This window comes from Pseudomonas sp. B21-041 (assembly GCF_024748675.1).
In the GTDB taxonomy this organism is placed as follows: domain Bacteria; phylum Pseudomonadota; class Gammaproteobacteria; order Pseudomonadales; family Pseudomonadaceae; genus Aquipseudomonas; species Aquipseudomonas neuropathica.
In genome coordinates, this window is the sequence record NZ_CP087175.1 from 5966542 (window position 1) to 5988042 (window position 21501).

At 61.4% G+C, this 21501-nt stretch carries 20 protein-coding genes; 5 read left to right on the forward strand and 15 right to left on the reverse strand.

Features of this window, described 5'->3' with window-relative positions; translation table 11 throughout:
* The 15 genes from madL to pilG all read right to left on the reverse strand — a co-directional run bounded on the left by madL (window position 1) and on the right by pilG (window position 17605).
* A complete protein-coding gene (gene madL, locus LOY43_RS26615; RefSeq protein WP_095049481.1) occupies window positions 1–417 on the reverse strand; it encodes a malonate transporter subunit MadL in 417 nt (138 codons plus the stop codon).
* 65 nt (window positions 418–482) lie between these two features.
* On the reverse strand, window positions 483–1403 hold the full coding sequence (mdcH, locus tag LOY43_RS26620) for a malonate decarboxylase subunit epsilon (RefSeq protein ID WP_258708932.1): 921 nt from the start codon (window positions 1401–1403) through the stop codon (window positions 483–485).
* Window positions 1400–2020, reverse strand: a complete 621-nt coding sequence (locus tag LOY43_RS26625; RefSeq protein WP_258708933.1) for a malonate decarboxylase holo-ACP synthase — start codon at window positions 2018–2020, stop codon at window positions 1400–1402. Before LOY43_RS26625 ends, mdcH begins: the two co-directional genes overlap by 4 nt.
* On the reverse strand, window positions 2014–2799 hold the full coding sequence (mdcE, locus tag LOY43_RS26630; RefSeq protein ID WP_095049478.1) for a biotin-independent malonate decarboxylase subunit gamma: 786 nt from the start codon (window positions 2797–2799) through the stop codon (window positions 2014–2016). The genes LOY43_RS26625 and mdcE overlap by 7 nt, the downstream gene beginning before the upstream one ends.
* Window positions 2796–3647 carry a biotin-independent malonate decarboxylase subunit beta gene (locus LOY43_RS26635; RefSeq protein WP_258708934.1) on the reverse strand — a complete coding sequence of 284 codons (852 nt, stop codon included), beginning with the start codon at window positions 3645–3647 and terminating at the stop codon, window positions 2796–2798. Before LOY43_RS26635 ends, mdcE begins: the two co-directional genes overlap by 4 nt.
* Entirely contained in the window at window positions 3640–3939 is a 300-nt protein-coding gene (locus LOY43_RS26640; RefSeq protein ID WP_007913697.1) for a malonate decarboxylase subunit delta, read from the reverse strand. Before LOY43_RS26640 ends, LOY43_RS26635 begins: the two co-directional genes overlap by 8 nt.
* On the reverse strand, window positions 3939–4811 hold the full coding sequence (locus LOY43_RS26645; RefSeq protein WP_258708935.1) for a triphosphoribosyl-dephospho-CoA synthase: 873 nt from the start codon (window positions 4809–4811) through the stop codon (window positions 3939–3941). Before LOY43_RS26645 ends, LOY43_RS26640 begins: the two co-directional genes overlap by 1 nt.
* Entirely contained in the window at window positions 4811–6481 is a 1671-nt protein-coding gene (mdcA, locus tag LOY43_RS26650; RefSeq protein ID WP_007913685.1) for a malonate decarboxylase subunit alpha, read from the reverse strand. Before mdcA ends, LOY43_RS26645 begins: the two co-directional genes overlap by 1 nt.
* Before the next feature lie 302 nt (window positions 6482–6783).
* The gene (locus LOY43_RS26655) at window positions 6784–7146 is read right to left on the reverse strand and encodes a DUF6124 family protein (protein ID WP_123454276.1); all 363 of its coding nucleotides are present in this window, start codon (window positions 7144–7146) and stop codon (window positions 6784–6786) included.
* Between the two features lie 504 nt (window positions 7147–7650).
* Window positions 7651–8121, reverse strand: coding sequence for a chemotaxis protein CheW (locus LOY43_RS26660; RefSeq protein ID WP_038358796.1), 471 nt, complete (start codon window positions 8119–8121; stop codon window positions 7651–7653).
* Window positions 8114–14011 carry an Hpt domain-containing protein gene (locus tag LOY43_RS26665; protein ID WP_258708936.1) on the reverse strand — a complete coding sequence of 1966 codons (5898 nt, stop codon included), beginning with the start codon at window positions 14009–14011 and terminating at the stop codon, window positions 8114–8116. The genes LOY43_RS26660 and LOY43_RS26665 overlap by 8 nt, the downstream gene beginning before the upstream one ends.
* Window positions 14012–14022: 11 nt before the next feature.
* Window positions 14023–16071 carry a methyl-accepting chemotaxis protein gene (locus LOY43_RS26670; protein WP_258708937.1) on the reverse strand — a complete coding sequence of 683 codons (2049 nt, stop codon included), beginning with the start codon at window positions 16069–16071 and terminating at the stop codon, window positions 14023–14025.
* Between the two features lie 154 nt (window positions 16072–16225).
* Window positions 16226–16765: a chemotaxis protein CheW gene (locus LOY43_RS26675; RefSeq protein ID WP_095049470.1), complete on the reverse strand. Its 540-nt coding sequence runs from the start codon at window positions 16763–16765 to the stop codon at window positions 16226–16228.
* Window positions 16766–16775: 10 nt separating this feature from the next.
* On the reverse strand, window positions 16776–17141 hold the full coding sequence (gene pilH, locus LOY43_RS26680) for a twitching motility response regulator PilH (protein WP_026000666.1): 366 nt from the start codon (window positions 17139–17141) through the stop codon (window positions 16776–16778).
* 59 nt (window positions 17142–17200) lie between these two features.
* Window positions 17201–17605 carry a twitching motility response regulator PilG gene (pilG, locus tag LOY43_RS26685; RefSeq protein ID WP_007913673.1) on the reverse strand — a complete coding sequence of 135 codons (405 nt, stop codon included), beginning with the start codon at window positions 17603–17605 and terminating at the stop codon, window positions 17201–17203.
* Between the two features lie 225 nt (window positions 17606–17830).
* On the opposite strand from pilG, the gene gshB reads away from it, so the two are divergent.
* The 5 genes from gshB (at window position 17831) to pyrR (ending at window position 21482) form a co-directional block, all read left to right on the forward strand.
* On the forward strand, window positions 17831–18802 hold the full coding sequence (gene gshB, locus LOY43_RS26690) for a glutathione synthase (protein WP_007913671.1): 972 nt from the start codon (window positions 17831–17833) through the stop codon (window positions 18800–18802).
* 107 nt (window positions 18803–18909) lie between these two features.
* Window positions 18910–19809 (forward strand): energy transducer TonB, encoded by a 900-nt coding sequence (locus LOY43_RS26695; RefSeq protein WP_093429840.1) that lies wholly within the window; start codon window positions 18910–18912, stop codon window positions 19807–19809.
* A gap of 76 nt (window positions 19810–19885) precedes the next feature.
* On the forward strand, window positions 19886–20458 hold the full coding sequence (locus LOY43_RS26700; protein WP_095049468.1) for a YqgE/AlgH family protein: 573 nt from the start codon (window positions 19886–19888) through the stop codon (window positions 20456–20458).
* Complete coding sequence (gene ruvX, locus LOY43_RS26705; protein WP_064589634.1) at window positions 20458–20895, forward strand: Holliday junction resolvase RuvX; 438 nt, start codon at window positions 20458–20460, stop codon at window positions 20893–20895. The genes LOY43_RS26700 and ruvX overlap by 1 nt, the downstream gene beginning before the upstream one ends.
* Before the next feature lie 80 nt (window positions 20896–20975).
* On the forward strand, window positions 20976–21482 hold the full coding sequence (gene pyrR / locus LOY43_RS26710; RefSeq protein ID WP_034153653.1) for a bifunctional pyr operon transcriptional regulator/uracil phosphoribosyltransferase PyrR: 507 nt from the start codon (window positions 20976–20978) through the stop codon (window positions 21480–21482).
* The last annotated feature ends 19 nt before the right edge of the window (window positions 21483–21501 follow it).

Genomic DNA, 21501 nt, shown 5'->3' on the forward strand with positions numbered 1-21501 from the left:
TCAGCGGCCTCCTACTGGCGTGCCGACCGGGGAGATTTCCACCGGCTCGTCAGGCAGTGGCTCGCCCTTGTGAGTGCGGCTGATCAGGGCAATCGTAAAACCGCAGACCACCACCGAACCAATCGCCGCCAGCACTGCGACCGTGCCGCCGTGCAGCGCGGTGACGACGTTCTGTTGCGCGGCCATCGCCACCACCACCGGAATGTACATCGCGCCCCAAAAGCCGACGCCCATCTCGCAATCCTTGGTCATGCCGCCGCGTTTCTGCATCCACAACCGCGCGCAGATCAGCAGAATCATGGCAATGCCGACCCCGCCGACATTGGATTTGACGCCCAACAACACGCCGAGCATGTCACCCATGATCACCCCTGCCAGCGTACAGATCGCGAGCAGCGCCACACCGTAAATAATCATTGTTGTAGTCCTCAAAGTGCATCGTCGAATGTTGTTTTTGTTGTTCGAAGCTTGAGTCGGCGGTTTTAGAGTTGGCGGCCACCCTCCTCACGCAACAGCGCCTGCAAGGTGTCGAGACGCGCACTGTCGAAGGCCGTGACCGTGCCCTGCTCGAACACCCGGCGCGCCAGCCCGGTCAGCACCGCACCGGGCGGCAGTTCGATTTGTAGACGCACACCGCGCTCGTAGGCGCTTTGCACGGTGCCGCGCCAGTCCACCACGCGGCACATGTTGAAGGCGAGGTCGTCGCGCAGGGCTTCTACTTTGCTCACAGGACGTGCGCGGCTGCCGCTCAGGTAAGCGATTTTCGCGGTTTTCAGTTCGACCTTGGCAAAGGCTTCGGCGAGGGTTTGCGCCGGTTTTTCCAGCAGCGGGCAGTGCGACGGCACGCTTACCGCCAGACGTTTTGCCAGACCGGCGCCACGACTGCGCGCCAGTTCGGCCACCGCTTGCATGGCCTTGTCACTGCCGGCAATCACCACCTGATTGTCGGCGTTGATGTTGGCCAGATACACCGGCGCATCCTCGCTGTGCACCTGCGCCAGCAGCGTTTCGACTGTGGATAATTGCAGGCCGATGATCGCGGTCATGCCGTAGCCTTGTGGATAAGCCTGCTGCATCAACTCACCGCGCAGGCTGACCAGATGCAGCGCATCGCTGAAGCTCAACGCCCCCGCAACCACTGCTGCCGGATAAGCACCGATGGACAGACCGGCGACGTAATCCGCCGTGAGTCCGTCCTGCAACAACTGCCGTGAAGCCGCGACGCCGGCGATCAGCAGGCACAGCTGAACCGCCCTCGTCGTGCGCAACGCTTCGCTAGAGTCGAGTAGCGATACGTCTTCACCGAGCACATCGCTGGCCTCGGTCAACGTTTCCCGAGGCAAGCGCTGCAGCATGCCCGCCTGCTGCGCGCCCTGGCCGGGGAACACCAGCAGACTGCTCACGCTGCCTGCTCCTGCGGGTTCCACGGATCAATCACCAGGCAAGCCTGATGAGCATTTTTCAGCAGCACGCGTGCCGATCCGCTGGCCCACTCGCGCAATGCGACCGCACCGAACGGCGTCTGCAACTGCATGTCGATCCGGCACTCGGCTTGATCAAAAATCTCTACGAATTTACGAGCCTGATTACGCGTGATCAGCTGCGGTGTACGCAGAATCAAATCGAGGTCGCTGGCCGCGTGCATCGCGGTAAAACCGCTGGCCAATTCAAACCCGACACTGCCGCTGACACCCCAGACCCAACCGCAATCGTCGAGCATCGGCCGCAGCTGTTTGAGCGCCTGCATGACCGGCAGATCGCGCTCGCAGTCGACGTGACACAGCGCTTCGGGGCTGACCCGACAGGCAATCGAATCGAGCGCCATAAACGCCGCCAGCCGCTGCTCGCGCAACACACCGCGAACGCCCACCGCGACAAAACCTTCAGCACTCAACGCCCGCCGCACTGCCACCGGTTGCCCGGCGGCCAATGACTCGACTGCCCACAGCGGCGCATCTGCCGGCAACTGCGCCGGGGTCATACCCCAGAGCAGATCGTGGGCCAGAGGCGTGCTCACCACTGCGCCCTCAACAGTTCGCGCACACGGCTGGAAGCAGCACGATTTTTAGCGCCGAGGCGATTGCTCAAGTCAGTGCTGGCGATATCTCCGATGGCTTGTTTAAGGCACTCGTTAACTCTCGATAGATCCTCCGCCGTCGGCTGCTCAATCTGTTGCACCGACAGGGTTTCCCAGAGCAAACCGAGACTCGCATAACTGTCGATGTCATAAGCCATCGGCGGCACACTGGCGGCCAGCGCTTCCAGCTCTTCAACACTGCGCAACGTCACTCGCGCCGCCGACGCCTTGCCCATCGCATGCACCATCACGCCGGGATCGCGCAACGCAATCAAACGGTTGGCCTGATAACCATGCGCCAGAAACGCCCCGGACATCGCCTTGCCCACCAGCAATGCAATCACCGGATGCCCGGCCAAACGTGCGCGGGCATAACTGTCCGCCGCACCGGCCAGCGCCTGATGAATGCCAAGCGCTTCTTCGCGCCGACCATAAGCCTGGCTCGGCACATCGACGATGGCGATGATCGGGCGTTTCTGCGCTTTGTCGCGGTCAGCCGTGATCGCGTCATCCACAGCCTTGGCCAGCCCCCAGCCTTCAAGCAAGCCGACTTCGCCATTGCGAGCACGTGGAAAACGATTGTCCGGGTCAGCGACCACAGCGATAAAACGCCCCAAATCACCGTCAGCAACCTTCAACGAGGCCGGCAGACCTTCAACCACCACAGCGCCCGCGCTCAAGGCGTTGAACCAGTTCAAACCGCGCAGCGAATAACCGCTCATGAGCGCTCTCCTTGATACAGATCGCGAACCACCGACGGTTCGATTTGCGGGTCAGTGTTCAGACTGCCGAGGCGTTGCAGAAACCATTCGGCGCGCTGGCTACGCGGTTGCGCCGGCAAACCTTGCTGCAGCAATTCGCCGACCTGCTGACGAATCCTCGCCACATCATCGGCGACATACCGATCCACCAGACCACTGGCGAAACGCTGCTCGCCACCGGTCAGGCTCCAAATGAACGGCCGGTCGCGGGAGTCGTATTCTTCGATCCCGGCTTCTTGCTCGATCACTTGCGGGCCGTTCAAACCGAGGCGTGCTTCCTGAGTCACCAGCAAATAGCTGCACAGCGCCGCCGCAATCGACATACCGCCGAAACAACCAACGCTGCCCGCCACCACCCCAACCACCGGTTGGTACTGCTGCAAATCGACAATCGCCGCATGAATATCAGCAATCGCCGCCAACCCAAGATTGGCTTCCTGCAAACGCACACCACCGGTTTCCAGCAACAACACCGCGCGCGTCGGGATGCCCTTGCGGTTGTCTTCAGCCGCCAGCTCCAGCGCGCCGGCAATCTTCGCCCCGCCGACTTCGCCAAGGCTGCCGCCCTGAAACGCGCCTTCAATCGCGGCAATCACCACCGGCAACCCGTCGAGGCTGCCCTTGGCAATCACCACGCCGTCATCGGCTTGCGGTACCACGCCCTGACGTTCGAGCCATGGCGACATTACCCGTTGAAACGGATCGAGCAATTCGCGAAAGCTGCCGGCATCGAGCAGGGCTTGCGCCCGTTGCCGCGCGCCGAGTTCGACAAAGCTGTGTTTGTTGAGCAACGCTGCGCTGTCAGTCATGGCCGATCTCCTCGAAACCTTGTTCCAGACGCAAACGCACCACCCCCGGCGTCGCGCCGAAGTCGTGGATATCAATAGCCATCGCCGGCGGCGTGGTGCCGTCGAACATCCGCGCAAACAGGTGCTGCCAGCGCAGTTGCGCGCCGTTCACCGAGGTCTGCACATTGATCGTCAGCTTGCCGGCCAGACCCGGCTCGATCAGCACTTCCAGATCACCCGAGCCGACACAACCGACCAGCGCGCGACCGCGTGGCGGCTGCCCGGCGGGGAATTCAAACGATAGGGTTTCCATCAAAACGCTCCCTGAGAGATGCCGTCGCGCTCGATACGGTCGAGCAGCAGCGTGGCGGCGAGCAAGTCGGCGGCGCCACCGGGCGAGGCATTCAATGCGATGAGTTGTTGATCGAGTTCGTGCAAGCGACGGCGTCCGCTGAGGCTGGCGCTGCCACCGGCATCGAGCACCGCTTGCGCGCCGGACTGCATGGCGTGCAGGCCCTCTTCACCAGCGCGGTAGAGCACGCAGGTGTCGGCCAGATTCGTCATGATTGCGAGCAAGGCGTCGAGCCGAGCGTTCTGCTCGCCATGGCCGTTGGCGCGGCTGCGCTTGAGTTGCGGCAGGCCGCGTTGCAGCACCGAGGGGAAGCCGAGTTGCGCTTCTTCACGCGCGCCGCGTGCGCCGTAACGCAGGGCGACCTGGGCGCCGTGGCTCAATGGTTTGGGTGCGTAGCGGTCCTCCAGTAAGGCCAGACGTGCGGCGCGGAGGGTCACGGCGTTAGCGCTGGAGGATTGCGGCTCCAGCGCAGCAGCCGTCACCAATAATCCCAGCGCCCAAATGGCGCCGCGATGCGTGTTCACGCCGTTGGTGGTCGTGAGCATCGCTTGCTCGCCTTCTCGACCGATGCGGCCAATCGCTTCGCGCAACGTTGAATCGACTTCGCCGATTGCAACCGCCGCTTCGGCCATTTCCTTGAACGCCGGCCACAACGACAGCGCCGAAGCGTGCATCAGGCCCAGGTGCAGATCGGTGTGCGCGCCATTGCCGCGACGGTCGACCAGCGCCGGTTTCGGCGACAGATCCGCTTCGTCGATCAGCGCGTCCACCGCCAGATCAGCCAATCGATCAGCCAGAGACAGCGGTTGCGCTTGCAGGTTAAGTGCGTGCATTACCAGCTCCTGAATTTGGCGGGCGGGTTGTACAGGCCGCCGGACCACTCGACCAGATCGGCCACGCTTTTTGCTGCGAGCAGTTCGCGGGTGGCGTCGGTGCGGCGGATGCCGAGGTCTTCGGGCAAAGCGATCAGGCCTTCGCGGCGCATGCGTTCGGTGTCTTTCGGGTTGTGGCGCAGGCCGATGGCGGTAACGCCGGCGACCGCGGCGATCATTGCCTGGCGCTCTTCCAGCGAGCGCGCCTTGTACAGGTAGGCGATGCCTTCTTCGGTGAGCAAGTGGGTGACGTCGTCGCCGTAGATCATGATCGGCGCCAGCGGCATGCCACTTTTCTTCGCCACTTCGACCGCGTCGAGGGTTTCGACGAAGGTCGGTTTGCCGCCTTCCTGGAAGGTCTCGACCATTTGCACCACGAGTTTCTTGCCGCGTTCGAGCATCGGTTGCTGCGAATCGTCGTGGCGCATGTCCAGCCACGCCGGGGTGCCGTGACGCCGACCGCGCGGGTCGTGGCCCATATTCGGCGCGCCACCGAAACCGGCGAGACGGCCACGGGTGACGGTCGAGGAATGGCCATCGCCATCGACCTGCAACGTCGCGCCGATAAACAGATCCACCGCGTACTGCCCGGCGAGTTGGCAGAACATCCGGTTGGAACGCAACGAGCCGTCGCGGCCGGTGAAGAACACGTCCGGACGCGCGGCGATGTAGTTTTCCATGCCCAGTTCGGTGCCGAAGCAATGCACGCTTTCGACCCAGCCGCTCTCGATCGCCGGGATCAACGTCGGGTGCGGGTTGAGCGTCCAGTTGCGGCAGATTTTGCCCTTCAAGCCAAGAGACTCGCCGTAGGTCGGCAGGATCAATTCGATGGCGGCGGTGTTGAAACCGATGCCGTGGTTGAGCGACTGCACGTTGTGTTTTTCGTAGATCCCACGGATCGCCATCATCGCCATCAACACGTGCACAGGCTTGATATGGCGCGGGTCACGGGTGAACAACGGTTCGATGTAGAACGGCTTGTCCGCCACCACGACGAAATCGACCCACGACGCCGGGATGTCGACGCGCGGCAGTTCGCTGACGTCGTCGACCAATTGGTTGACCTGGACGATGACGATGCCGTCGCTGAACGCCGCCGGTTCGATCAGTGCCGGCGTGTCTTCGGTGCTCGGGCCGGTATAGATATTGCCGGCGCGGTCGGCCATGAACCCGGCGGAGAGCACGACATTGGGGATCAGGTCCACCACCAGCCGCGCGTAGAGTTCGATGTAAGTGTGGATCGCGCCGACTTCCAGCAAGCCGTCTTCAAGCAACTGGCTGATGCGCAGGCTCTGGGTGCCGGCGAAGGAGAAATCTAGCTTGCGGGCGATGCCGCGTTCGAACAGGTCGAGGTGCTCGGAGCGACCGACGCTGGGCATGATCATGTGCAGGTCGTGGAGCTTTTCCGGGTCGGCTTTGGCTAGCGAGCGCGAGAGGAAGTCCGCCTGCTTCTGGTTGTTGCCCTCCAGCACCACACGGTCGCCGGGATGAATCAGCGCTTCGAGCGCGGCGACGATCTTGTCGGTGGGCAACACCACACCGTCGGCCAGCCCGCGCACCTTGTCGAGCCGGCGCTGCTTCTCATCGCGCCGCCGCGTCCAGCGCGAGTCGGGGGAAATTGTTGTTGTCATGCTCACTCCACGGGTTCGCTGTCGTGGAGCTAAGGTAGGCGTGTGGGGTGGGGGCATCAATCAAGCGCGGTGGTGAATCATTACGCTGAGCGTAACGTTCGCCGACGCCTGCGCGAGCAAGGTTTTGAGTTGTTCACCCAAATTCTGTAGGAGCTGCCGAGTGAAACGAGGCTGCGATCTTTTGATCTTCAGAATCAAGATCAAAAGATCGCAGCGTGCCGCAGCTCCTACAGGAGAACGCATTCCAAATGTGGGAGCAAGCCTGCTCGCGAAGGGGCCAGTGAGATCACCACATTACTCAGTCATGTCGGCACTAGCCTGTCCAACACACGATTCACAGCCATCTCCGCCACCATCACCACCTGTGCAATACCTTGCACAGTCTTGCGGTGCGTGCCGTCCACCGTTGCCGCATGGTTGTTGAGCATGACCGTGGCCGAGCCAAGGGTTTCACTGGCGTCGGCCAGCAGGGATTCGGTGTCGGCATGGGGGTTGGCCATGTACAGCGTGTTGGGGGTGTAAGGCGTGGCCATCAGGTCGGCGTTGGTAGGGCCGAGGTAATGGTCGAGAGCGCGTTCGGCGGCTTCGTGGAATTTCTTGGAGTCGGGGGATTCGTAGGGGGATGCCGGGTCTGCGAGCGGGGGGTTAGGCGTTGGTTTAATCATCTTCAGGTTCCGAGATAAAGCTGGAACCGCTTCTCTGCTAAAAGAAGGGGTGGCAGCTGAACGCAGGTTAGCAGACCGGGGAACCTAAGGAAGCCGGCGCGCCGAAGCGCCCTGCGCACAGCCGCCATCGAATGCAGGCGCTGAGCCTGACGATGATGTATGTGCACCCTTAGATTAACCACGGGCTGCTAAACCCGATCACTGGAAATCAGTGACGGAATCAAGTTACGCAGCATGCCCAAGGCGCACAAGCCGGCGGATTCTGGTGCATGCGTAGGCAGCGGCGCAAGGATTTGTAGGCTAGGGAGCCGTAACACCGGGTATCTTTAAACAACGCGACTAGAAGGCGTTTATTGCGCACAGAGATTGAGGATTTGTCTGTCGGATTTTGGTGGATGCCGCAGGCGCTATCGCGAGCAGGCTCACTCCTACAGGGGAATGCATTCCAACTGTAGGAGTGAGCCTGCTCGCGATGAGGCCAGTCAGGCCAATGAACATTCTGGATCAGTGAACCAGCCCAGCATCCACCAACAACTTCTCCAACCCCAACAAATCCGGCACCTTCGCCACCTGCTCCCCGACCTGCACCGCCGCCTGCTCCAGCCCACACAACGGCACATCGACATAACTCAACTGACTATCAAGCTTGTACGACCGCGGAATCCCCTGCACCAGCAGGGCAATGAACTTCAACTCCGGCAACCCACCGAGGGCATTCAAAATCACGATTCGCGCACGCTCGCCAATAACGATTTTCTGCCCGCAGGCCGATTCAAAACTCAACAACGGAATCTGCCGCTCACGCCACTTCACGCGCCCCAGGTACCACGGCGGCGTGTCCAGATCGAAGGCACTGGCCTGGTAATCGATCAACTCAGCGACAGCGACGTTAGGCAGGATCAAATTGCGATCCGCCAACGGCAACAACAGACCAGTGAGTTGGCTGCTGCGCTGATTATGCCGGCGCTCATGCATGTTTCTTGCTCCAGTGGGCAATGCTTTCAAGCAGCACCGACTCTTGATACGGCTTGCCGAGGTAGTCGTTGACGCCAATCGCCATGGCGCGGTCGCGGTGTTTCTGCCCGGTACGTGAGGTGATCATGATGATCGGCAGGTGTTGCAGGCGTTCGTCGTTGCGCACTTGGGTGGCGACTTCGAAGCCGTCCATGCGCGGCATTTCGATGTCGAGCAGCATCAGGTCGGGCATGTGTTCTTCGAGCAGCAGCATGGCGTCGACACCGTCCTTGGCCGTGAGCACGTTCATGCCGTGACGTTCGAGCAAACGGCTGGTGACCTTGCGTACGGTGACCGAGTCGTCGACCACCATCACCAGCAGCGGTTTCTGCGGTTCGCTGTCGATCTCCGGCACCGTCGGTGTCTGCGCAACCCGCGCTTGCATCGCCCGAATCGGTGCGAGCAAATCGAGAATCAGCACCACCCGGCCATCGCCCAGAATCGTCGCCCCGGACACGCCCTGCACCGCCGCGAATTGCGCGCCAAGACTCTTGACCACAATCTCGCGGGTGCCGGCCATGGTATCGACCAGCACCGCGATGCGCCGGTCGTTGTAGTGCACCAGCAGCACCGGCAATGGCAGATTCTGGCCGAGCAGTTTCGGCCGTGGCGTGGTTTTCAGCAGTTCGCCGAGATAGCACAGTTCGTAGGTCTGGCCGCCGTACTGATAGCGCGGCGGATCAACCCGGAAGTGAGCTTCCAGATCATTCGGCAACACGCGGACGATGCCTTCGATGGTGTTCAGCGGAATCGCGTATTGATCCTCGCCACACTGCACCATCAACGCGCGGTTGACCGACACGGTGAACGGCAGCCGAATGCGGAAATGCACGCCCTGCCCCGGCACCGAGTCGATGCTCATGCTGCCGCCGAGTTGCCGCACTTCTTCGTGCACCACGTCCATGCCGACGCCACGTCCGGAAATCTGCGTGATCTTTTCCGCTGTGGAAAACCCCGGCTGAAGGATGAACTGCAACACGTCGCGGTCGCTGATCTCGGCATCCGGCGCGAGCATGCCGCGCTTGATCGCCTTGCGCCGCACCGCTTCCAGTGGCACCCCGGCGCCGTCATCGCGAATGTCGAAAACGATGTCGCCGCCCTCGCGGGACAGGTCCAGGCTTATCGTGCCCTGCGCCGGTTTGCCCGCCGCCAGCCGCACCTCGGCGGACTCCAGACCATGATCGACGGCATTGCGCAGCATGTGTTCCAGCGGCGCAGCCATGCGCTCCAGCACATTGCGATCCATCTCGCCTTCGGCGTTGCCGACGACAAACGCGACGTCTTTGTTCAGCTCTTCAGCGACCTGGCGGACGATGCGTTTCAGGCGCGGCAACATGCGCTCGAACGGCACCATGCGCGTACGCATCAGGCCTTCCTGCAATTCGGTGTTGATGCGGCCCTGTTGCTGCAACAGGTTCTCGGCGTCGTGATTACGGCGGTCGAGGGTTTCCTTGAGGTCGAGCAAGTCAGAGGCGGATTCGAACAGCGCCCGCGACAGTTGCTGCAACTGCGAATGGCGGTCCATTTCCAGCGGATCGAATTCTTCATAGCCGAGACGTTCGGCATCGACTTGCTGGCGGCTGAGAATCCGCCCCTGAGTTTCAGTGTCGAGGCGGCGCAACTGATTGCGCATCCGTTCGATGGTGGTTTCCATCTCGTTCAGCGCGATCTGCGCGTCGTTGACCTGCTGTTCGATACGGCCACGGAAGATCGAGGTTTCCCCGGCCAGATTGACCAACTCATCGAGCAGTTCGGCGGAGACTTTGACCATGTCCGCGCCAGCGTCGGCAGCTGGCGGCGCAACGTCAGTCTTGACCGGCACAGGTAGCACTGGCGGCGTTTCTACCGTCACCGGATGGCTGAAATTCTGGATCGCATTGATCAGCCGATCAGCCGGCGGACACGGTTGCCCGGCGCGCACGCCATCGAGCATTTGCGCCAAGCGATCATGCCCGCGCTGCACCAGCGCAAACAGCTCCGCCGACGGCTGCAAAGCGCCGCTGGAAAGACTTTCGTAAAGGTATTCCAGCTCATGCGCGAGGTCGCCGATCGGGCCGATCTCGACCATCCGCGCGCCACCCTTGAGGGTGTGCAGATCGCGCAGCAGGGTTTCCACTTCCTGACGATTGCCCGGCTCGGCCTGCCAGCGCAGCAGCGCGGCGCCGGAGTTTTCGATGATGTCGAAACCTTCTTCGAGGAAGATTTCCAGCAACTCGGGATCGTGGCCAGCGCTGTCGTGCCCGGCTGTTGCTGGCGGAGTTTCGGCAACATTCTGGCCTTGGCGGACCTGACGGATAACGTCGATCAGATCCTGTGCCGGGGTCAGTGGCTGATGCTGTTGCAGTTGTTCAAGCAGCAGCGCCAAACGCTCATGACTCTTGAGCAACAAGCGCCCCAAGCTTTCGCTGTAGTTGTAGCGACGATCCACCAAGCCTTCGTAAAAGCTTTCCAGCTCCTGAGCCAGATCGCCAATGGCCTCGACTTCGGCCATCCGCGCGCCGCCCTTGAGGGTGTGCAAATCGCGCTGCAACGAGGACAGCGGCGCGGCATTGTCCGGGTCGCTCAACCAGCGCTGCAAGGCCTGGCCTGAGCTGTCGAGAATATCGACCGCTTCTTCAAGGAAGATCCCGACAATCTCGTCATCGTGTTCAAGCGCCGTTGCCTTTTGCTGCAACTCAGCGGTGGCGCTGCCCAGTTCACGGATGCTCAGGGTGCGGCTGCCATCGCTGCGAATCAGGCCCATGGACGATGGGTCGAGGCTCTGATCGAGCAGATCATGCAACGCCCGAATCCGCTCTGGCTGCGGCGTGACTTCCTGCCCGGCGGCCAGTTCGTCGAGCATGTTGATCAGCGCTTCGTGGGCGTTCTGCGCTTCCTGGAAAAACTGCTCGCTGACCGCCAGGCTGCTTTCTTCCACGGCGCCGTAGAGATCGAGCAAGGCTTCGCACAACACATCCACCGGCAGCAAATCCGCCAAATGCGCGCCTTCGCCAAGGGTGGTCAGTTCATCCAGCAAGGCGCTGAGTTCCTGACGCTCGCCGGGGTGTTGCTGCCAGCGCTGTAGCAGGCTCTCAGCATCCAGCAGGATGTCCATGCCTTGAGCGAGGAAGTTATTGATCAGTTGCGGATCGCGCTTGATCCGCAGGCCGGTATTGGGCGCATCGAGGATCGAGGCCAGACGCTCGGCGAGCAGGGTTTCCGAGCGCTTGATCAGCGACTGCGCACCGACAATCGGCGCCAGCGGATCATGCTTGAGCTGACGCAGGCCGACACGGAACAGGCCCTCGGCTTCAAGTAGCAACTCCACTTCGTCGAGGTCCAGCGGCAACTGGTGCGCCTTGAACTCGCGGGCCAGTTGATCGAGCGGTGCAGCGAGTTCGGCAATCGGCAATACGCCGGCCATCGACGCACTGCCCTTGAGCGTGTGCAAAGCGCGCTGCAGTTCGTCGCTGGCCTGCAGCGGCACATGCTCGGCGGCCTGATCGAGAAAGCGGTTGAGGCTGGCGAGGTGGGTCTCGGCTTCTTTGCGGAAGATTTCCAGCAACAGCGGATCGAGCGCCGCGACATCGTCCACGTCTTCGGCGGCCAATGGCTCGTCACCTTTGGCCAAGGCGTGAGCACGGGCCGCGAGCTGATCGACATCGCCGCGCTGGCGCTGGTTACTAGTGGCGAATTCGCTGATCAACTCGGGCAGCAACAGCACGGTGTCGGTCAGCACTTGCTGCACCACTGAGCCCGGTTCGACACTTTGTTCGAGCACACGGTTGAGCAGGTTTTCCACCGCCCAGGCCAGTTCACCGAGGATCAGCGCGCGGACCATGCGCCCGCTGCCTTTCAAGGTGTGGAAGGCGCGGCGCAGTTCGGTCAGCGCATCACGATCCTGCGGATTGGCCGACCAGCGCGGCAGGTATTCGTGGAGAACTTCGAGGACCTCGTCGGTCTCTTCGAGGAACACCTCGCGCAGCTCATCGTCGACCGGTTCTTCATCGGCCGGCGGCGGCATCAGGCTGCCGGGGGTGATCAGCGCTGGCGGGTTGAGCGCCGAAACCGGGCTGGCCAGAACATCGGCCAGCGACTGCACGGTTTCCGGGTCATCGAGCGCTTGCATGTCCTGCATCACCAGCGCTTCGCTGGGGCTGAGCACGTCTTCGAGCACGGGCACATGCGGCTCATTTGGAATGAAACCCAGACTCGCAAGGGACTTCTGCGCGACATCCAGCAACTGCTCGCTCGGCGCCTGCGGATCGTCGCTCAGACGTTCGAGGTAATACTCGAGGCTGCTGATGACATCGGCCAGATGATCCAGCTCTTCCCAACCCGGTTCGTGCGGATCAAGCAACAGATGCTCACGGATAAACCCGTTGCACGCCTCGACCAGACTTGCCGCGCGGCTCAACGGAATCATCGCCAGTGCCCCGCGCACCTGGGTCAGCAGCGCCGGCAACGGTTGCAGATGCTGGCGATCCCAATCGGCGTCGATGTAGTCGACGATCATGTCCTTGGCCTGTTGCAGGCAGATGCGCGCTTCCTTGATCACGATCTGATGGATCTGCGTCAGGTCGGTGGTCGGCAGGCGCGAATCTTCCGGGCTTTCCGGCTCGACGGTGCCGACCATCCCGGCCAGCGTCGCTTCGACGTAAAGCAGCGCACCGGCAACGTCCATGAGGATCGCGTCATTCGGTTCGCGCTGGCCCTGGGCGAGGCTTAGCACGACAGCTAATTGATCGATGATCACTTTGCGCGGCTGGCCGAAACCGAGCACCGCGAGGGTGTCGGCAATCTGTCGCAGCGGTGCGAGCAGGCTTTCCAGATCCGAGGTGTGCTGACGGTCGCTACGCACGAACAGGTCGAGGCGCTCCTTGACCCGCACCAGTTCTTCACACAACGCCGACAGCACCGAGCGCATCGCATCGCGGTCGGGGCCGGCCAGGCGCGCGCGTTCTTCGTCGACCATCGCGCTGTCGGGCAACGCGTCGTCCAGGGAGTAGCGATCTTTCATGGTCAGCATCTGCCCGGTGGGATGTTCGGCTTTGGCAATATAGAACAACAGGCTTTTCAGCAGCTCGGCAGGCGCCGGCTGATTGAGGCCAGCCATGCCCTGATCGAGCAGGCGTTTGAGTTCTTTGTCGGCGTCCTTGAACAGGCTGCGCAGCGCCGGGCTGTTGGCGATCACGCCCTCGCGCATGCCTTCGACCAGCGCCGAGGCGACTTGCCACAGCGGGCTCAGCGGCGAATCACCGCTCAGCGCTTCGAGGCGGGTGAAGACTTTGGCCAGATAACCGAGGTGGGTCTGGTCATCCTGTTCACGCAGCAAACCGACCAAAGCCATTTGCAGCATCTGGCGTAATTTGCGCAGTACGTTCGGCAGTTCTGCCGGCTCCAGCAGTGCCAACGCTTCTGCGTTTAGCGGTGCCAGTTCGGGCAATTGCGGGCTGAACAGGCTGGTTTCCGAGAGCAGGCTTTCGCCACGGGCGCTGCGCAGATCGTTGATCAGCGGCAGCACCACCAACGGCAAATCTCTCCGGGCGCTCTGCACGCGGTCGAGGTAAATCGGCAATTGCCCAAGGGCTTGCAGCAACAGGTGCAGGGCTTCGTCGCGATGGCTGACGCGCTCGTGCTGCAAGGCTTCGACCAGATGTTCCATTTCTTCGGCGAGCAAGGCTGCGCCGTAGAACTCGACCATCTGCAAACTGCCGTGGACCTGATGGATGTAATCCAGGCACTCGTCCAGCCCGGGAAAGGCTTGCGGGTCGTCGAGCACGGCTTCAATTGCTTGATGCGCCTGTTTCAGCGTTTCGGCAATTTCGCCTTTGACCCATTCGAGGGCCACATAGTCGTGCCGATCACCCATAACCACTCCACTCACGCTTTATCTGTCGCCGCCGGCAAGGTGAAACCGGACACCGAACGCCGTAGCTGACTGGCCATTTTCGTCAGGTTGCCGATGCTCTCGGCGGTGGCCGTGGAGCCGGACGAGGTCTGCGAGGTGATCTGCTGGATCACGTTCATCGTCAGCGAGATCTGCCCGGCCGAAGTCGTCTGCTGCTGCGCTGCGTTGGAGATGCTTTGAATCAGCGCCGCGAGGGTCTTCGACACGCCTTCGATTTCTTCCAGGGCCACACCGGCATCCTGCGCCAGTCGCGCGCCACGCACCACCTCGGTAGTGGTTTGTTCCATCGAGATGACCGCTTCGTTGGTGTCGGTCTGAATCGCCCGCACCAGGGTTTCGATCTGCCGTGTGGCGGCGGACGAGCGTTCGGCCAGCCGCTGCACTTCATCGGCGACCACGGCGAAACCGCGCCCGGCATCACCGGCCATCGACGCCTGAATCGCCGCGTTGAGGGCGAGGATGTTGGTCTGGTCGGCGATGTCGTCGATCAGGCTGACGATGTCACCGATTTCCTGCGACGACTCGCCGAGACGCTTGATGCGTTTGGCGGTGTCCTGAATCTGTTCGCGAATGTTGTCCATGCCGTGGATGGTGTTGTGCACCACCTCGTTGCCCTTGTTGGCGATTTCCACCGAACGCTCCGCTACCGCAGAAGACTCGGCGGCGTTGGCCGAGACCTGATCGATGGATTCGGCCATGTCGCTGATCGCGGTCGAGGCTTCGGAAATCTGCTGGGCCTGATGCTCCGAAGCCTGGGCCAGATGCATGGCGGTGGCCTGGGTTTCCTGCACCGCTGCGGCGACCTGGCCGGCGGTAAGGTTGATGGTGGCGACCAGATCGCGCAACTGATCGACGGAATAGTTGATCGAGTCGGCGATGGTGCCGGTGAAGTCTTCCGTCACCGAAGCGGTCACGGTGAGGTCGCCGTCGGCGAGGTCTTCGATTTCATCGAGCAGACGCATGATCGCGTTCTGGTTGCGCTCGTTCTTCTCGGCGGTTTCGCGCAACTGGCGATTTGTTTCGCGAACCATGACCAGACCGATGAGGATGATTGAGGCCAGCGCCAGCAAACCGAGGACGTAACCGCCGATGGTGTCAGTATTGCGCCCACCGGCAAGGTTCTCGAAGCGAGTGGCCAAGTGCGAGGCTTCGTCGAGCAGGGTTTGCGAGAGGCTGAAGATATTGCTCGCCGATTCACGGACCTTGAACAGCTCCGGCGATGTTTCGAGGATTTCATCCACCGAGCCGGAGACAAACTGGAACAGTTCGGAAATCTCACTCAGACGCGCGCGGGCGTCGCGGTCTTCGACCTGGCTGATTTTCAGGGTCGGGTTGCCTTGCAGCATGCCATTGAGCACTTGGCCGAAGCGGGTGGCGTCGCGGCCAAAGGCATCGGCGGCTTGCTGGGAGTTTTCGTCGCCGGCGAGCACGGTGTTGACCGCGCCGAGGATACGTTCGGCGAGCAGCGATTGACGCTGGGCCATCGCCACTTGCGTGGCTGGGGCGCCACGCTGGAGGAGGATTTCGACGACTTTTTCGTATTCGATCTGCAACTGCGGCACGGTTTCGGCCAGCGTCGCGGCGACCTGATGCAGCGACAGCACGGTCTGCTCGCTGGAAAGAATCGCGTCGGTGTTTTTCAGCAGGCGCTCCCAGTCGAGCTGCACGGCGCGCATTTCCGGGCGCACGGTGGCCGGGGCGGGAGGCAGGCCGGTGGCCGGGTCGCCCTTTTTCAGGTAACCCCAGCGCTGGGCGAAATCGTTGCGCGCATCGCTGAGCAACTTGAACGCGGCAGCCTTGCCAGCGGCGGCTTCGGTGGCGTTCTTGGCAATGCGTTGCGAGAGCACGCGCAGCTCACCGGCGTGGCCGATGTACTGTTTGTCGTAGTTCGCTTGGGTGTTGAGGTACGCGAAGTTGGCGAACAGCAGCATGATGAACACGATCAGTGCGATGAACAGCACGATGATCTGCGAGCGACTGCGCGATCCTTCCGCCGGCTTGCCTGTTTTTGCTTTTGTCATCGGTCCTCGCCCTTAACCCACACCTTTGAGGCCTGCTGCAATCCCTGTGGGAGCGAGCCTGCTCGCGAAAGCGCTGGGTCAGCCAATATTTATCTTGCCTGACACGCCCTCTTCGCGAGCAGGCTCGCTCCCACAGGGGACGGTGTTGAATCTGTTATATCGCAACGCTCATGAACACCGGGGATTTGGCCAGCGCAAACAGGCTGAACACCCGCCAGTTCTGCTCGCGCCGGAAATAGCCTTTGACGAACTCGGCCTTCGAGCCCTGGCGTTTGCTGATCGATAGCGGTTCAAAGCTGTTCTGCTCAAAGTGCTGCAGGCCGATGACTTCATCGACCATCAGCCCGGCAAACACATCGCCATGCTCGACCACCAATACCCGCCGCTGTTTACGCAACGGCGACAGTTCATGGCCGAAGAAACCGCACAGATCCATGATCGGCAGCAACCGCCCGCGCAGGTTAGCCACGCCTTTGACCCACGGCTTGACCCCGGGTAACTGGGTAAATCGCGGTTCATGCAGCACTTCGCTGACTTCGCCCATCGGCGCCACATACCAATGCTCGCCGAGGCGAAAGCCGATGCCGCTCCAGCGATCCTGGCGCGCCGGTTGCGACGGCAGGTCCGCCGCCAGCAAGCGGCAGCGCTGGTCGATCTGCCAGAGCAGTTCGAACGCGGTCAGCGATTCGCTCATGGTTGCGCGATCAGCCTTTGAGCACGTTGTTCAGGGTCTTGATCAGGGTGTCTTCGTCGACCGGTTTGGTCAGGTAATCCTTGGCGCCCTGGCGGGTGCCCCAGACCTTGTCGGTTTCCTGATCCTTGGTGGTAATGATGATCACCGGGATATGTCCGGTTTCCGGGTCTTTGGTCAGCTGACGGGTCGCCTGGAAACCATTGAGGCCGGGCATGACGATGTCCATCAGTACCGCGTCGGGTTTTTCCTGCCGAGCCAGAGCCACGCCGTCGGCGCCGTTTTCGGCCTTCAACACTTCATGGCCGTGCTTTTCGAGCATGCCGGTGAGTTTGTACATTTCAGTCGGCGAATCATCGACGATCAGGATACGTGCCATGGTTTTCCCCATTTTCTTGTCGACGCGCGGCCCGCTGGCCGCGTATCTCTGTACGTGTCTTACTGCGGCAAAACGGCGGCGAAGCCCGGAACATGGGCCTGAATCGCGTTGAGCAGTTCTTCCTTGCTGAAAGGCTTGGTCAAAAATTGATCAGAACCGACAATCCGCCCCTTGGCCTTGTCGAACAGCCCGTCACGCGATGACAGCATGATCACCGGTGTGGCCTTGAACGCGCTGTTGTTCTTGATTAAAGCGCAGGTCTGATAACCATCCAGACGCGGCATCATGATGTCGACAAAAATGATCCCGGGATGGTTGTCGGCGATCTTCGCCAGAGCGTCGAAACCGTCGATCGCCGTGATCACTTCGCAACCGACATTCTTCAACAATGTTTCGGCGGTGCGACGAATCGTTTTCGAGTCGTCGATCACCATGACCTTCAAGGCGCTGGACTGCTGTTCCATAAGAGGGCTCTACCGTCGCCTTTGCGAATCAATTTGTCCGTTTTGCGGTTATCAATGGCTCGAAACCCTTGATGCTCAAGGGCCAGCACGCTACGCCAGCCTTTTTAGCACAGTCTCCAGATGCAATCTATCGACGGGTTTTTCCTTGACCGAAAACCCGCCCGGCGCCACTCTGGCGGCACTTTTTCAATACCGATCCGGTAGCCAATTTTCGAGGAAAACCCAATGAGCGTTCGCGTCGGGATTGTCATGGACCCTATCGCCAGCATCTCCTATAAAAAGGATAGCTCGCTGGCCATGCTGCTGGCCGCGCAGAAGCGTGGCTGGGAACTGTTCTATATGGAGCAGCGCGACCTGTATCAGGGCGAAGGTCAGGCCCGGGCGCGCATGAAGCCGCTGAAAGTCTTTGCCAACCCGGAAAAATGGTTCGAACTGGACGCCGAACAGGACAACCTGCTGAGCGATCTGGACGTGATCCTGATGCGCAAGGATCCGCCGTTCGACATGGAGTTCGTCTACTCCACCTACCTGCTCGAACAGGCCGAAACCGCTGGCGTGCTGGTGGTGAACAAACCGCAGAGCCTGCGCGACTGCAATGAAAAACTGTTCGCCACGCTGTTCCCGCAGTGCACGCCGCCAACCATCGTCAGCCGTCGCGCTGACGTGCTGCGTGAGTTCGCCGCGAAACACGGTGACGTGATCCTCAAGCCGCTGGACGGCATGGGCGGTACTTCGATTTTCCGTCACCGTGCCGGTGACCCGAACCTGTCGGTGATTCTGGAAACCCTGACCGCCCTCGGTGGCCAGCAGATCATGGGCCAGGCCTACCTGCCGGCGATCAAGGACGGTGACAAACGCATCCTGATGATCGACGGCGAGCCGGTGGATTACTGCCTGGCACGGATTCCGGCGCAGGGCGAAACCCGTGGCAACCTGGCTGCCGGTGGCCGTGGTGAAGCGCGCCCGCTGACCGACAAGGATCGCTGGATCGCCGCGCAGGTCGGCCCGACGTTGCGTGAGAAAGGCCTGCTGTTCGTTGGCCTCGATGTGATCGGCGAAAGCCTCACCGAAATCAACGTCACCAGCCCGACCTGCATCCGTGAAATCGACAATGCGTTTGGCACTGATATCGGCGGCATGCTGATGGACGCCATCGCCAAGAAGCTGCAAGCCGCCGGCAAAAAGCCACAAGCTTGATGCACGTCACATGCAGTCTGTCGCTTGAAGCGTGAAGCCCAAGGCGTGAAACCAACATTGCGTTATCATGCGCAGCCTCTGAAAAACGCGATGTTGGTTTTCTTGTCATGACCCTCCCGTCCGATCTGCCCGCAGAACTCGCCCACCGTGGCGTGCGCCCGGCCGATCGCCTCGGTTTTACCCTGTTTCTCGCGGCGCTGATCCATTTGGCGCTGCTGCTCGGCGTCGGCTTCACGATGGTCGAGCCCAAGCAAATCAGCAAAACCCTGGAAATCACCCTCGCCACCTTCAAGAGCGAAAAGAAGCCGGAGAAGGCTGACTTTCTCGCTCAACAGCATCAGGAAGGCAGCGGCACGCTGGACAAGAAGGCGATTCCGAAGACCACTGAGGTGGCGCCGTTCCAGGACAATCAGGTCAAAAAAGTCACCCCGCCACCGGCCGCCAAACCGCAAGTGCAGGAAGCCGCACCCAAAGCTGCGGTGACCACCGTCGCGCCGAAACCTAAAAAAGCGCCGACCAAGAAAGAAGAAGCCAAAACCGAAGTCAAACCGACAGTCGACGCGCCGGAGTTCGACAGCTCACAGCTGTCCAGCGACATCGCCAGTCTTGAAGCCGAACTGGCCAAGGAACAACAGCTGTACGCCAAGCGCCCGCGCATCCACCGTTTGAGCGCGGCGTCGACCATGCGCGACAAGGGCGCCTGGTACAAAGACGACTGGCGCAAGAAGGTCGAGCGCATCGGCAACCTCAATTACCCCGAAGAAGCACGGCGCAAGCAGATCTACGGCAATCTGCGCCTGATGGTTTCGATCAATCGCGACGGTTCGCTGTATGAAGTGCTGGTGCTGGAATCGTCCGGCCAGCCACTGCTGGATCAGGCGGCGCAGCGCATTGTCCGACTGGCGGCACCGTTTGCGCCGTTTACCGGGGACTTGTCGGATATCGATCGTCTGGAAATCATTCGCACCTGGAAATTTGCCCGGGGCGACAAGCTCTCAAGCAACTGACACTCCTACAATGGATCTGTGTTGCTGTCAGCATCTCCAGCTTGTCAGTTTGCCCCCGAACGCCACACTAGCGCACATGAAAAACGTCAGCCCCAGCTACCTCAAGCATCAATTCCTGATCGCCATGCCACACATGGCCGACCCGAACTTTGCCCACACCTTGACCTACATCGTCGAGCACACGGCCAATGGCGCTATGGGGATTGTGGTCAACCGGCCGCAAGAGCTGAATCTGGCCGACATCCTTGAGCAATTACGTCCGGACATTGACCCGCCAGCACTCTGCCAGCATGTGCCGATCTTCATTGGCGGCCCGGTGCAGACCGATCGCGGTTTTGTTCTGCACCCGGCGGGCAAGACCTTTCTGGCCACCGCGCAATTGGAGGGTGATCTGGCCCTCTCGACCTCGCAGGACGTGCTGTTCGCCATCGCTGACGGCGTCGGCCCAGCAAAAAGCCTGATTGCCCTCGGTTACGCCGGTTGGGAAGCCGGGCAACTGGAAGCGGAACTCGCCGACAACGCCTGGCTGAACTGCCCGTATGACGCCGACATCCTGTTCAATACCAGCAGCGAATTGCGTCTGGAAGCGGCGGCCCGGCACCTGGGGATCAACCTCAGCCTGCTGACCAGCCAGGCAGGTCACGCCTGATGGCCCTGCGCCTGATTCTCGGCTTCGACTACGGCACCAAACAGATCGGCGTCGCGGTCGGCCAGGTGATTACCGGCCAGGCTCGTGAGCTGTGCACCTTGAAGGCACAGAACGGCGTGCCGGACTGGAACCAGGTCGAAGCCCTTATAAAAGAATGGAAACCCGATGCCGTTGTTGTCGGACTGCCGCTGAACATGGACGGCACCCCGAGCGACATGTGCGTACGCGCGGAAAAGTTTGCCCGCCGCCTCAATGGCCGCTTCAATCTGCCCTTCTATACCCACGACGAACGCCTGACCACGTTTGAAGCCAAAGGCGAGCGACTGGCCCGTGGCGGTCAGAAAGGCAGTTACCGCGACAACCCGGTGGACGCCATCGCCGCCGCTCTGCTGTTGCAGGGCTGGCTCGATGAAAACACTGCATTGTTTGAATCCTGACAAGCGCTTCGGCGCTTTTCTTTTGAGTGAAAAACCGAGTCGCGTCCGAGGACCCGACTCGCCCCCAACAAGGAGCAACCATGAGCCTGCCAAATCCCGCCGATCTGATCAGCCAGATGGCGACCCGCCTCAAGGCGCACCTTGCCCAGCGTGAAATCACTGAACCGCGTTACATCGGCATTCGCACCGGCGGCATCTGGGTCGCGCAGGCCTTGCTCAAGGAACTGGGCAGCGATGCGCCACTGGGCACGCTGGATGTGTCCTTTTACCGCGACGACTTCAGCCAGAACGGCCTGCACCCGCAAGTGCGCCCGTCCGCCCTGCCCTTCGAGATCGAAGGCCAGCATCTGGTGCTGATCGACGACGTATTGATGAGCGGCCGCACCATCCGCGCCGCCATGAACGAATTGTTCGACTACGGCCGCCCGGCCAGCGTGACCCTGGTCTGCCTGCTGGACCTCGACGCCGGCGAGCTGCCGATCCGCCCGAACGTGGTTGGCGCGACGCTGTCGCTGGCCGCACATGAACGGGTGAAGCTGTCCGGCCCCGAGCCGCTGACGCTCGAACTGCAAGACTTCAACCTTTAATCCGCCCTATTGAGAGTCC